Annotated in this window: 12 protein-coding genes and 1 pseudogene; 10 read left to right on the top strand and 3 right to left on the bottom strand. The window is 63.6% G+C overall.

Annotation, left to right across the window (positions count from 1 at the left end):
- The first annotated feature begins 388 nt into the window (after positions 1-388).
- The 3 genes from WDM24_RS16635 to WDM24_RS16625 all read left to right on the top strand — a co-directional run bounded on the left by WDM24_RS16635 (position 389) and on the right by WDM24_RS16625 (position 3,346).
- Positions 389-2,149 carry an ATP-binding protein gene (locus WDM24_RS16635; RefSeq protein ID WP_338831827.1) on the top strand — a complete coding sequence of 587 codons (1,761 nt, stop codon included), beginning with the start codon at positions 389-391 and terminating at the stop codon, positions 2,147-2,149.
- 97 nt (positions 2,150-2,246) lie between these two features.
- Positions 2,247-2,825: a peroxidase-related enzyme gene (locus WDM24_RS16630; protein ID WP_338699603.1), complete on the top strand. Its 579-nt coding sequence runs from the start codon at positions 2,247-2,249 to the stop codon at positions 2,823-2,825.
- A gap of 8 nt (positions 2,826-2,833) precedes the next feature.
- Positions 2,834-3,346: an MgtC/SapB family protein gene (locus WDM24_RS16625; protein ID WP_029078602.1), complete on the top strand. Its 513-nt coding sequence runs from the start codon at positions 2,834-2,836 to the stop codon at positions 3,344-3,346.
- Here the strand turns inward: WDM24_RS16625 and WDM24_RS16620 are convergent.
- A complete protein-coding gene (locus WDM24_RS16620; RefSeq protein WP_338699602.1) occupies positions 3,307-3,933 on the bottom strand; it encodes a ParB-like protein in 627 nt (208 codons plus the stop codon). The two genes, WDM24_RS16625 and WDM24_RS16620, sit on opposite strands and share 40 nt — an antisense overlap.
- A gap of 86 nt (positions 3,934-4,019) precedes the next feature.
- On the opposite strand from WDM24_RS16620, the gene WDM24_RS16615 reads away from it, so the two are divergent.
- The 7 genes from WDM24_RS16615 to WDM24_RS16585 all read left to right on the top strand — a co-directional run bounded on the left by WDM24_RS16615 (position 4,020) and on the right by WDM24_RS16585 (position 9,847).
- On the top strand, positions 4,020-4,901 hold the full coding sequence (locus tag WDM24_RS16615) for an ion channel (RefSeq protein WP_338699601.1): 882 nt from the start codon (positions 4,020-4,022) through the stop codon (positions 4,899-4,901).
- Positions 4,902-4,988: 87 nt separating this feature from the next.
- Positions 4,989-5,330, top strand: a complete 342-nt coding sequence (locus WDM24_RS16610) for a hypothetical protein (protein WP_166306905.1) — start codon at positions 4,989-4,991, stop codon at positions 5,328-5,330.
- A gap of 181 nt (positions 5,331-5,511) precedes the next feature.
- A complete protein-coding gene (locus WDM24_RS16605; protein WP_024582229.1) occupies positions 5,512-5,811 on the top strand; it encodes an acyl carrier protein in 300 nt (99 codons plus the stop codon).
- A 9-nt stretch (positions 5,812-5,820) separates the two neighbouring features.
- Positions 5,821-6,297 (top strand): 3-hydroxyacyl-ACP dehydratase FabZ family protein, encoded by a 477-nt coding sequence (locus WDM24_RS16600; RefSeq protein WP_166296776.1) that lies wholly within the window; start codon positions 5,821-5,823, stop codon positions 6,295-6,297.
- On the top strand, positions 6,290-7,474 hold the full coding sequence (locus WDM24_RS16595) for a beta-ketoacyl-ACP synthase (protein ID WP_166296778.1): 1,185 nt from the start codon (positions 6,290-6,292) through the stop codon (positions 7,472-7,474). Before WDM24_RS16600 ends, WDM24_RS16595 begins: the two co-directional genes overlap by 8 nt.
- 142 nt (positions 7,475-7,616) lie before the next feature.
- Positions 7,617-8,894 carry a beta-ketoacyl-ACP synthase gene (locus WDM24_RS16590; RefSeq protein WP_338831825.1) on the top strand — a complete coding sequence of 426 codons (1,278 nt, stop codon included), beginning with the start codon at positions 7,617-7,619 and terminating at the stop codon, positions 8,892-8,894.
- 17 nt (positions 8,895-8,911) lie between these two features.
- A complete protein-coding gene (locus tag WDM24_RS16585; protein WP_338699600.1) occupies positions 8,912-9,847 on the top strand; it encodes a lipid A biosynthesis lauroyl acyltransferase in 936 nt (311 codons plus the stop codon).
- 7 nt (positions 9,848-9,854) lie between these two features.
- Here WDM24_RS16585 and WDM24_RS16580 read toward each other — a convergent pair.
- Both WDM24_RS16580 and WDM24_RS16570 read right to left on the bottom strand, forming a co-directional pair.
- Positions 9,855-10,807: pseudogene (locus WDM24_RS16580) on the bottom strand (pyridoxal-phosphate dependent enzyme).
- 165 nt (positions 10,808-10,972) lie between these two features.
- Positions 10,973-12,082, bottom strand: a complete 1,110-nt coding sequence (locus tag WDM24_RS16570; RefSeq protein WP_338831824.1) for a polyamine ABC transporter substrate-binding protein — start codon at positions 12,080-12,082, stop codon at positions 10,973-10,975.

Below are 12,082 nucleotides of genomic sequence, written 5' to 3'. Positions count from 1 at the left end.
TCCCCGAGCGCGGCATCGTTACGCGGCACAAATGGAAAGGACGTTACAAGTCGCAGTTAGCAATCGGTTACACGATACCATGACACGGCGCGCGGCCAATCGCACCGCAGTCTCCGTAAACCTACGGAGCCGCCGCTCACTCCTCGGAGATGGTGAATGCGGCGTTAACGGCAAAACCGCGAAACAATCGCGGCTGTGCCGGAAAGCGACGATTTCGCCGCCGGAGCGCGCAACAGGGCGCGATCTCACGACACGACAGAAACAAATCGTCACCGGGAAGGTGTAGATTTAGCCGATACGAACCCCCGGCGACTTAACGGTTTTTCCAGCCCCGGGCTGGCATATTGGTCCGGACATTTAGATTTCGAGAACGAGCCAGGCGAGAACTGTGACATCCTTCGGACGTGTGATCTCTGTGCGCGGCTCGCAGGCCCGGGTTGGGCTTTTGGCCGGCGGCCAGATGCAACTTTCAGAAATGCGCGCGACCGTCGGCCGGTTCGTCAGCATCCGCTGCGCGAGCTCGGTCATCGTCGCCATGATCACCGAAGTGTCGTGCGAGCACCTGCCGCCGTCCGACCAGTACATGGCGACCGCTTCCGTCGACCTGCTCGGCGAAATCCTTGGCGGCGACCGCCCGAAATACCAGCGCGGCGTCACCCACTATCCGACCATCGGCGACAGCACCGACCTGATCACGAACCAGGAGCTGCGCACGGTCTATGCGCCGAGCGGCTCGGACCAGATCAATGTCGGCACGCTGCAGCAGGATCGTTCGGTCATCGCCTATGTCGACGTCGAGGAAATGCTCTCGAAGCACTTCGCGGTGCTCGGCTCGACCGGCGTCGGCAAATCCACCGGCGTCTCGCTGCTGCTCAACGAGATCCTGAAATCGCGGCCGAACCTGCGCATCTTCCTGCTCGACGTGCACAATGAATACGGCCGCTGCTTCGGCGAGCGCGCCCAGGTGCTGAACCCGCGAAACCTCAAGCTGCCGTTCTGGCTGTTCAACTTCGAGGAGATCGTCGACGTGTTGTTCGGCGGCCGCCCCGGCGTGGCTGAAGAGCTCGACATCCTCGCCGAAGTGATTCCGATGGCGAAGGGCCTCTACACCCAGTACCAGAACTCCGACCGGGTCGGTCTCGGGCTGAAGCGCGTCGACCCCAAGCAGGTCGGCTACACCGTCGATACGCCGGTGCCCTATCGCCTGGTCGACCTGATCTCGCTGATCGACGAGCGCATGGGCAAGCTGGAGAACCGCTCCTCGCGCATCATCTATCACAAGCTGATCTCGCGCATCGACGCGGTGCGCAACGATCCGCGCTACGCCTTCATGTTCGACAATGCCAACGTCGGCGGCGACACCATGGCCGAGGTGATCAGCCATCTGTTCCGCCTGCCCGCCAACGGCAAGCCGATGACCATCATGCAGCTCGCGGGCTTCCCCGCCGAGGTCGTCGATTCCGTGGTGTCGGTGTTGTGCCGCATGGCGTTCGATTTCGGGCTGTGGAGCGACGGCGTGTCGCCGATGCTGTTCGTCTGCGAGGAAGCGCACCGCTACGCCTCCGCCGACCGCAATATCGGGTTCGGGCCGACCCGCAAGGCGGTGTCGCGCATCGCCAAGGAAGGCCGCAAGTACGGCGTCTATCTCGGCCTGATCACGCAGCGTCCGGCCGAGCTCGACGCGACCATCATCTCCCAGTGCAACACGCTGTTCACGATGCGCCTTGCCAACGACCGCGACCAGGCGCTGCTGCGCTCCGCGGTCTCGGACGCGGCCGCCAATCTGCTGTCGTTCGTGCCCTCGCTCGGCACCCGCGAAGTGCTGGCGTTCGGCGAAGGCGTGGCGTTGCCGACCCGGCTGCGCTTCAAGGAGGTGCCGCCGCACCAGCTGCCGCGCGGCGAGGCCACCATCGCAACCGTGCCGTCGGTCACCGCCGGGCATGATTTGCATTTCGTCAGCGCCGTGCTGGAACGCTGGCGCGGCGCCACCTCGCATCGCGATACCGCGCCGAACGACCCCGGCCTCAACTCCAGCCTCACCTCGCCTGCGCCGCCGCGCACGATGGCGCCGGCCGAGGCGCCGATGCTGCAGCCTTCGCTGGGCCTCGATCCGGATCGCTTCTCGCTGCTGAAGAAGCCGCTGCGCTAGCGGGATCGCGCAAGGCGCCGATGCGCCTTGCGCCGGACCCGTCATCCACTATGGTTTCGCCTGACGCCGCGTTCCCGCGGCATGCCGGAACCATCTCATGACGCAGCCGACCGCAAAGCGCTTCCCGACGCCCGCTCTCGACAAGCTCCCCGAGGATATCCGCACCCGCATCCTGGCGGTGCAGGAGAAGTCCGGCTTCGTGCCGAACGTATTCCTCACCCTGGCCTATCGCCCCGACGAGTTTCGCGCGTTCTTTGCTTATCACGACGCGCTGATGGAGAAGGACTCCGGCCTCTCCAAGGCCGAGCGCGAGATGATCGTGGTGGCGACCAGCGCCGCCAACCAGTGCCAGTATTGCGTGATCGCCCACGGCGCGATCCTGCGCATCCGCGCCAAGAATCCTGAGATCGCCGACCAGATCGCGGTCAACTACCGCAAGTCCGACATCACGCCGCGGCAGCGCGCGATGCTCGACTTTGCCATGAAGGTGAGCCGCACGGCCGAGGAGGTCGCGGAGACCGACTTCGCGGCGCTCGCCGCCCACGGCTTCAGCGACGACGACGTCTGGGACATCGCCGCGGTTGCGGCCTTCTTCGCGCTGTCGAACCGGCTCGCGAACGTCACCGGCATGCGGCCGAACGCCGAATTCTACATGCTCGGCCGGCAGCCGAAATAGAGGGCGCGGTGACGGACTGGAGCGAGATCATCCTGCGCCTCGGCGTGGCGACCCTTGCCGGCAGCGCGATCGGGCTCGACCGCGACCTGCGCGGCAAGCCGATCGGCCTGAAGACGCTGGGTCTCGTCAGCCTCTCGACCGCCACGGTCGTGCTGCTGGCCTTGCAAGCCGCCGCGCCCGGCCAGTTCACCGATGCGGTGAGCCGCGTGATCCAGGGCGTGCTGACGGGAATTGGGTTTCTCGGCGCCGGCGTCATCGTGCGGCAGGGCGACCGCTTTCAGGTCCGCGGCCTGACCAGCGCCGCATGTGCATTCTTTGCCGCATGCATCGGGATCGTCTGCGGCGCCGGACATTGGCCGATCGTTGCAACCGCACTCGTGCTGGCATTCCTGCTGCTCACCTTCGGCAAGCGCACCGAGCGCTGGCTGCACCACGCGCTCGGCGGCAAGGAGGACCAGCACAAGCCGGAGGCCGCGCCCGGTCAGTCGTCAGACGCCGGGCCGCACCAGCCGGGCAGATAGACCGCTCCCCCGCTGCGGCCGAGCGCCAGCCCCTTCTCCAGCGCCTTGGCGAAATTGTTCTCCACCGTCTTGCGCGGGATGTGACGGCGCAGGAAATCGGCCCACAGGAATTCGCTGAACGGCGTCGTGTCCTTGGCGAAACCGCCGGCCCGGCGCATCTCGCCGGCAAGGCTGCGGAACGGATCGTCCTTGAGATCCTTGATCGATTTCGGAATGTCCCTGAAGTGCCGGCGCTCGCCCCTGGAGTCGTAAGGGTAGACCCAGCGCTTGTTGTCCATCACGCCCCAGAACACGTCACGCTCGACCATCGTGAGATCGCCGATCACGGTGACCAGGATGTCCTTGACGCCCTCCTCGTGCAGCGCCCGCGCCATGTGATGGTGATCGACCACGTAATAGCGATCGTCGGGACCATGGACGACCGGGATCATGTGCTTGCCCAGAAGCTCGGCACGCTTCTTGTCGGACTTGTGCTCGCGCCAGCGCTTCCGCTTCTCCTTTACCTCATGCATGCCGACCGTCATCTGGGTCGGTCGCAGCGACATGATCGGGACCGGTTTGACGTAGGGCTCGCGCGTATGGGCCATGATGTGTGCTCCCGTTTGACCGGCACTCCGGAATAGGTTCCATTATGTCATGATGTCGCAGACAGGTGAAAGAGCCGGTTCGGCGGATGGCTTTGAGAGCAAACGATCGCGTGAAGGCCCGCACGGTCCGCTTCGGCAACCGCGAGGTCGTGACCGAGGGGTTGGAGCTCAGTTTCTGGGCAGACATAAGTCATCGCTGCATGACGGCATCCTGGCCCGCCTTTATCGGCGGTGCAGCATTGGTGTTCGTCGTATTCAACGCCGTGTTCGCCTTGTTCTATTGGCTCGGCGATCATCCGATCGCTAACGTGCCCAACGGCCAATACATCGACTACCTCTATTTCAGCATCGAAACGCTTTCGACCGCCGGCTACGGCGACATGCACCCGCAGACGCATTACGGGCACTTCATCGCCACCATCGAACTCTTCACCGGCATCTTCTCGATGTCGCTGATGACCGGGCTGATCTTCGCCCGCTTCTCGCGGCCGAGCGCGCGGCTGCTGTTCGCCGACAGTCCCGTGATCTCAAACCATGAGGGACAGCTGACGCTGATGATCCGTCTCGCCAATGAGCGGCACAACATCATCGCCAATGCCACCGCGCGGCTGTGGCTGTTCAAGAGCGGCGTCAGCAAGGAAGGCATGGCCTATCGCCGGTTCTACGAGCTGCCATTGGTGCGCAGCGAAAGCCCGGCGCTGGCGCTGAGCTGGACCCTGTTTCATGTCATCGACCAGGACAGCCCGCTCCACGGCCTCGGCGCCGCGGACCTGGAAGCCGTCAATGCCGGGCTCGGCCTCATCGTATCCGGCTATGACGACGTTGCAGCGCAAACTGTGCATGCGCGAAAATCGTACGAACATTCCGACATCCGCTTCGGCCATCGCTATGCGGAAATTTTGCGCGCGACCGACGACGGCCGTCTCAGGATCGATTACAGTCGGTTCCACGAGACGATCGAAGGATGAATACCACCTCTGCGCGCACCAAGATTTTAGATGTGAAGCGCGGCGAACATGCTAGAGATAAGCGGCGACGCGACCGGACTGACAACAGTGAAGACGCAGCGGCCAATTTCCTCGGATGACGAGCACGTGGTGCTCAAATTCCGGCCGCGCACCTCGGCGCAGCCGCCCGGCAAGCGCGAGCAGCCGATCCGATCGCCCCGTCCCGCTTCCGTTGCCAACGATCTCTCTCGCTATGAGAAGCCGCGCGAGGAGCCGGACGATTTCCGCCAGCGCATGCTCGCCAATATCGCCGCCTTCGCCTTCACCGTGGCGCTCACCGCAATCGGTATCTGGCTGGCCATGAGCATCGCCGATTTGCGCAAGACCCAGGACTGCGTGCTGATGGGCCGCCGCGATTGCGCGAAGATTACGGTGATGCCGCGCAACTAGGCTGGCCGGAACCCTGCCCAAAAACCGCCCTTGCCAGGCCGGCCAAGCTCCATTGAACTAACGGCCCTGCTCCGATATACGGGCACACGACTCCGGCAGCAGCAATAAGGGCATTCCGGGGCAACGCGCCCGCCTCCTCCGAGAGTCCCGGAATTACCTTCAATATATCAAAGGCTTAATGATGTCCTCCACATTCGAGCAGATCGCCAACATTATCGCGGAGACCTGCGACATCCCGCGCGACACGATCAAGCCGGAGAGCCACGCGATCGACGATCTGGGAATCGACAGCCTCGACTTCCTCGACATCGCCTTTGCCATCGACAAGGCCTTTGGCATCAAGATGCCGCTCGAGAAGTGGACCCAGGAGGTCAACGACGGCAAGGCAACGACGGAGCAGTACTTCGTGCTGAAGAATCTCGCCGACCGCATCGACGAGTTGGTTGCGGCCAAGAATGCGGGCACGGGCACGGGCTCGTAATCGCCCATCATGCAGCTCGAAATTTTTCAGCTGATCGACCGGATCGTCGACCTCGACCTCGACGCAAGAACCATTGTCGTCGAGGCGGATGTGCCGCCCGAGAGCCACTCGGTGTTCGCGGGGCACTTCCCGGGGTACCCGATCATGCCCGGCGTGTTGCTGACCGAGGCAATGGCCCAGAGCTCGGGCTGGCTGATCCTCGGTCTGACCAAGTTCGAGCGCATGCCTTTCCTCGCCATGGTCAAGGAAGCCAAGATGCGCGGCTTCGTCAGCCCCGGCTCGGTCCTGAGGATCGAAGCCAAGATCGAACACGAAGGTTCAGGCTTCGCCGTGACCTCGGCGAAGGTTCGCGTCGGCAAAGAGCTCAAGTGCAATGCCGAGCTGACCTTCCGCCACATCCCCTTCCCTCACCCGGACTTGCGTGTGCACATGGATGCGATGGCCAACAAGATCGGCTTTCCGATGCAGGCAATGACCAATGGCTGAGAAGGAAGTCTGGATCACCGGCGTCGGCCTGCTCTCCTCGCTCGGCGAAGGGCTGGACGCGCATTGGCAGGCGCTTGGCGAACGGCGCGTCAATGCCGACGAGAAGCGTCTCGCGCCCTACGTGATCCATCCGATCGCCCCGGTCAGCTTCGACGCCCAGATCCCGAAGAAGGGCGACCAGCGCCAGATGGAGATGTGGCAGCGCATCGGCACCTATGCCGCCGGGCTGGCGCTCGATTCCGCCGGCGTCAAAGGCAATCAGGAAATCCTGTCGCGGATGGACATGATCATCGCAGCCGGTGGCGGCGAGCGTGACCTCAATGTCGACCTGGCGATCATGAACGCCGATGCGCAGGGCAAGCTGCCGCCTGCCCTCCTCAACGAAAAGCTGATGAACGAACTGCGCCCGACGCTGTTCCTTGCGCAGCTCTCCAATCTGCTTGCCGGCAACATCGCGATCGTTCACGGCGTGTGCGGGACATCGCGCACCTTCATGGGCGAGGAAGCCTCAAGCATCGACGCTGCGCGGATCGCAGTCGCGCGCATCGGCGCCGGACAGAGCGACATCGCGCTGGTCGGCGCGGCGCATAATGGCGATCGCGGCGACCTCTTGATGCTCTACACGTTTGGCGACTTCGCCCTCAAGGATCGGCATAGCGCGGTATGGGCCCGCAGGAACAACCCGGGCTTCGCGATCGGCTCTGCCGGCGCTTTCCTGGTGATGGAGTCGCGCGAGCACGCCGAGGCCCGCGGCGCCAAGCCCTACGCCAGGCTGACCAGGGTGGTCGCCGATCTTGCCAAGCGCAAGGAGCCCGGCGCCGTGACGAAATCGCTACAAGCGATGTGGCCGAAGCTCGGCGTCAGCGACGACAACGCCATGCTGATCACGGGCGCGACCGGCGCCGAGCCCGCGACCACTGAGGAGCGCGCATTCCTCGGTCAGCACCCCGGTCTCGCCGTGCGCGCCACCGGAACGACCTTTGGGCACACCATGGAGGCGCAGTTCCCGCTCGGGCTGGCGCTGGCAGCGTTGTCGATCTCGCGCGGCGCGCTCTATCCGGCCAACGATCCGACCGGGCTGGAGGTTGAAAAGACCGAAGCGCCAACCCAGATTGTCGTGTTGGGGGTCGGCCACTGGCAGGGCGAAGGCATGGCACTGGTCGAGGCCGTCAGTTAGGGCATGGTCCGGAAAAGTGTGAAGCGGTTTTCCCTCGCGACAAACGCGTAGCGTTTGCGCGGAGATCATGCTCAAACAAATAGCTAAAGCGCGATGAGGCTCATCGCGCTTTAAGTCCGGCGCAAGTACCGACGGGGAAACCATGACAGCACCACGCGATAAATTCGGCCGACCGATCGTTGTCGTGACCGGCATGGGAATCGTGACGTCGCTCGGCGGCGGCAAGACCGACAATTGGAAGCGTCTCACCGCGGGCGAGTCCGGCATCAGGACCGTGACGCGCTTCCCGATCGACAGCCTGAAGACGACGATGGCCGGCGCCGTCGATTTCGTCACCGTCGACCCGTTCTCCTCGACCAGCCTGTCGCAGCGTCTGGCCGAGGTTGCGACCGAGGAAGCGCTGGAGCAATCCGGCATCGGCAGCAAGGGCGACTTCCCCGGCCCGCTGTTTCTGGCAGTCGCGCCGATCGAGACCGAGTGGCCGCAGCGGCTCGAGGTCGCGCGCTCCGTCCCGACCAAAGACTTTGGAATCATCGACTATCTGGCGACCTGCAGCGGCGGCAAGTTTGCGCATTTCCATCGCCGGTTCACCTTCGGCTCCGTCGCGCTCAACCTCGCCGAGACCTTCGGCACCAAGGGCTCGCCGATCTCGCTCTCGACGGCTTGCGCGTCCGGCGCGACCGCGATCCAGCTCGGCGTCGAGGCGATCCGCCGCGGCGAAGCCGATGCGACGCTGTGCATTGCGACCGACGGCTCGGTGAATCCGGAAGCCATGGTGCGTTTCTCGCTGCTCTCGGCGCTCTCGACCCAGAACGATCCGCCCCAGGGCGCCTCAAAACCGTTCTCGAAGAACCGCGACGGCTTCGTGATGGCCGAAGGCGCCGGCGCCCTGGTGCTGGAGAGCTATGAGGCCGCGATGGCGCGCGGCGCGCGCATCCTGGGCGTCGTCGCCGGCTGCGGCGAGCTGACCGACTCCTTCCACCGCACCCGCTCGGCCCCCGACGGCAAGCCGGCGATCGGCTGCGTGCGCAAGACGCTTGCTGATGCGGGCATGGAGCCGCACCAGATCGACCACATCAATGCGCACGGCACCTCGACGCCGGAAAACGACAAGATGGAATATCTGGCGACCGCAGCCGTGTTCGGCGAGCACACGCCGAACATTCCGGTGTCGTCGAACAAATCCATGGTTGGCCACACCATCTCGGCCGCCGGCGCGGTCGAGGCGATCTTCTCGCTGCTGACGCTCGAGCATCAGCGGATTCCGCCGACGATCAATTACGGGGTGCCCGACCCCGCGATCCCGTTCGACGTGGTCGGCAACAAGGCGCGCGACGCCAAGGTGACCGCCGTGATGTCGAACTCGTTCGGGTTTGGCGGGCAGAACGCCTCGCTGATCCTGACGCGCGAGCCGGCTTAGCGCCCTCGCCTCATCAGATGAAACGCCTGCTCCTTCGTACCAGGGCGCGCCTCCGCGATGCCGCCAAGCCCGTGGCCGGCGTTGCGATCGGCGCGCTGACGACCGGCCTGTTGCGAACCACCCGCTATTTCGATCCGGACAAGACCGCAAATTTCTTCGGTCAGGCCGCGCATTTCATCGGCCGCCGGCTGCGCGAGGATCGCATCGGCCGCGAGAACCTCAAGGCGGCCTTCCCCGAGAAGTCACCGGAAGAGATCGAGACAATTCTCACGGGGGTCTGGCACAATCTCGGCCGCATCGGTGCCGAATTTGCGCATCTCGATCGCATCTGGGACCACGACCCCGCGCATCCCGACAAGCCCGGCCGGGTCGAATTCTCCGGACGCAGCAAGCAATTGTTCGATCAGCTGCGGGACGACGGCAAACCGGCGCTGTTCTTTGCCGCGCATCTCGGCAACTGGGAGCTGTCTCCGCTCGCTGCCGCGGCGCACGGGCTCGAAGCCGTCGTCTTGTTCCGGCGACCGAACATCGAAGCCGCCGACCGCGCCATCGAACGGATCCGAGCCGTCAATTTGGGCACGCTGGTCCCGGCCGGCCGGGACGCGCCGCTCAAGCTGGCAAAGGCCCTGCAAGACGGCCAGCACGTTGCGATGCTGGTCGACCAGTATTTGACCAACGGCGTCCCCGTCACTTTCTTCGGCCGCAAGACCACGGCGAACCCGCTGCTGGCGCGCCTGCGCCGGCAGATCGACTGCCCGATCCACGGCACGCGGATCATTCGCCTGCCCGACGGCCGTTTCCGCGGCGAAGTCTCCGAGGAAGTGAAGCCGGTGTTCGACGCATCCGGCGAGATCGATATCCAGGGCACGATGCAGGCGATCACCGACGTCGTCGAGGGCTGGGTCCGCGAGTATCCGGATCAGTGGCTCTGGCTGCACCGGCGCTGGCGGTAGCGGTCCGCTATTGGCGTGACAGACCTTCGCGTCCAGGCGACGGTACGTTCCCTCCGCAAGCGACTACCCATACACGCGATAACTCGCTGTCGACGACGCCTCCCAAGACTGCCGCCATCGCCAAGGCGCCGCTGGGCTCGACCCGGATACCGCATGTTCCAAGAAGCAGCCCGGCAGCGCGTTGCACAGATTCGTCGTTCACGGCGCACACCTGAACATTCGATCGTTGCAGAATTTCGAAGGCCCGCGCTCCGATCTGGCGGGAGCGCAGGGCGTCACATAGCGTCTCTCCGGGAGGATCAATCCGGACCGGCATTCCAATCTCGCGGGCGCGCGCGTAGCGTTGGTGGGTCTCCGGTTCGGCAACATAGATTGCTGCCGGAATGGACCAAGAACGCAAAGCAAGGGCAACACCGGCGGCCAGCCCGCCACCGCCACAGGCAACGATCACTGCATCGGACGCTGGGCCATTTGCTTGAATGGCAGCTGCGATCTCCGAACCCACGGTATAGCTTCCGGCAATCATCTCGACGTCTTCGAAAGCGTGCAGGTTACGCCAACCGCGTTGACGGGCGTCCATTCGCGCACAATCGACCAACTCCGATCGCTCGACGATTTTTATCTCAGCTCCGGTTTCTCGAGCCTGCTCCTTTTGAAGGCCGCTACGTCCGCGGGCATGATCAAACAAGCAGGCTTGTCCAGAGCCTGAGCGGCCAGGCCAACTGCAATCGGAAAATTTCCAGATCCTGCGGCGACAACTCCTCGCGCAGCGTTTCTCGTTCCGAGAATTGCTCCTCGAAACTTGAACGAACCGCCATACTGAACGGTCTCGTCTTTGATGAAGATTGTTCGCCCAGTCGCCGCGTCCAACGCGGCGCAAGATCGTATCGGAGTCTCCAGCGCTCGGCCCGCAATAAACTCGAGATCGTCACGGACAAAATGAATCAGCTGACTGGGCATCTTTGCTTCTGCGGGAATCGCAACGAACATCGATGGCTATCGGACACACACGTACACTGGTGTCCAATCAGCTGTTGTAACTGCTCGATTTAACTTGTGAACGTCTGAAATATCTCAGTACGTCGGGCGCATAGCACATGATTGCCTTGGCGCGCGCACCCGGCCCTAGCGTCCGGTCTTCACCCGGGTCCACAGCCGGTTGATGATCCGCTGCGTCGCCGGATCGCGCGCCGTGATCACGAACAGCTTCTTCTGCATCGCCTCGTCGGGATAGATGTTCTTGTCGTTGAAGATCTTCGGATCGATCAGCTTCTGGCTCGCCAGATTGCCGTTGGCGTAGGACAGGAAGTTCGAGTTCTTCGCCGCGACCTCGGGTCGGTAGAGGTAGTTGATCAGCTCATAGGCCTCAGTGACATTCTTGGCATCGGCGGGGATCGCGAGATTGTCGAAGAACATCTGCGCGCCCTCCTTCGGGATCGTGTAGCCGATCTCGACGCCGGTGTTGGCTTCCGCCGCCCGGCTGCGCGCCTGCATGATGTCGCCCGACCATCCAACCACGAAGCAGATCTCGCCCGAGGCCAGCGCGCTGAGATATTCGGACGAATGGAATTTGCGAACATAGGGCCGGATCTTGATGACGAGATCGGCGGCCTTGTCGAGGTCGGCCTGCTTGGTCGAGTTCGGATCGAGGCCAAGATAGCTCAACGCCGCCGGCAGGATATCGTCGGCGGAATCCAGCATGTGGATGCCGCAATCCTTGAACTTGGCGAGGTTCTCCGGCTTGAACACCATGTCCCAGCTGTCGATCTTCGCATCAGGCCCGAGAATCTTCTCCGCCATCTTGACGTTGTAGCCGATGCCGGTGGTGCCCCACATGTAGTTGGCACCGTAATTGTTGCCGGGATCGTAGGTGGCGAGCTCACCGGTCACCACCGGCCACGCATTGGCGAGGTTCGGCAGCTTCGACTTCTCGAGCTTCAGGAACACTTTTGCGGTGATCTGGCGCTGCAGGAAATACCCGGTCGGCACCACGACGTCGTAGCCCGACTTGCCGGCGAGCAGCCGCGTCTCCAGCGTCTCATTGGCGTCGAACGTATCGTAGACGACCTTGATGCCGGTTTCCTTGGTGAAGTCCTCAAGGACTCCCGGCGCCATGTAGTTCGACCAGTTGTAGAAGTTGACCGTGCGCTCCTCCGCACTTGCAGAGGCAGCGAACAACAGAACCGCGGCGACCGTACCGACGAGGCTGACGAGACGACGGTTCTGCTTGTGCAT

The organism is Bradyrhizobium sp. 27S5, from assembly GCF_037217225.1.
In the GTDB taxonomy this organism is placed as follows: Bacteria; Pseudomonadota; Alphaproteobacteria; order Rhizobiales; family Xanthobacteraceae; genus Bradyrhizobium; species Bradyrhizobium septentrionale.
The sequence above is the reverse complement of the archived record's forward strand: the minus strand, read 5'-3'. Positions and strand labels throughout refer to the sequence as shown.

Bases quoted from the DNA above. Each gene is read 5' to 3' on its own strand.
- WDM24_RS16630 (WP_338699603.1), top strand. From the start codon at position 2,247: ATGACGCAGCCGACCGCAAAGCGCTTCCCGACGCCCGCTCTCGACAAG.
- WDM24_RS16620 (WP_338699602.1), bottom strand. From the start codon at position 3,933: ATGGCCCATACGCGCGAGCCCTACGTCAAACCGGTCCCGATCATGTCG.
- WDM24_RS16615 (WP_338699601.1), top strand. From the start codon at position 4,020: ATGGCTTTGAGAGCAAACGATCGCGTGAAGGCCCGCACGGTCCGCTTC.
- WDM24_RS16605 (WP_024582229.1), top strand. From the start codon at position 5,512: ATGTCCTCCACATTCGAGCAGATCGCCAACATTATCGCGGAGACCTGC.
- WDM24_RS16600 (WP_166296776.1), top strand. From the start codon at position 5,821: ATGCAGCTCGAAATTTTTCAGCTGATCGACCGGATCGTCGACCTCGAC.
- WDM24_RS16595 (WP_166296778.1), top strand. From the start codon at position 6,290: ATGGCTGAGAAGGAAGTCTGGATCACCGGCGTCGGCCTGCTCTCCTCG.
- WDM24_RS16590 (WP_338831825.1), top strand. From the start codon at position 7,617: ATGACAGCACCACGCGATAAATTCGGCCGACCGATCGTTGTCGTGACC.
- WDM24_RS16585 (WP_338699600.1), top strand. From the start codon at position 8,912: ATGAAACGCCTGCTCCTTCGTACCAGGGCGCGCCTCCGCGATGCCGCC.
- WDM24_RS16570 (WP_338831824.1), bottom strand. From the start codon at position 12,082: ATGCACAAGCAGAACCGTCGTCTCGTCAGCCTCGTCGGTACGGTCGCC.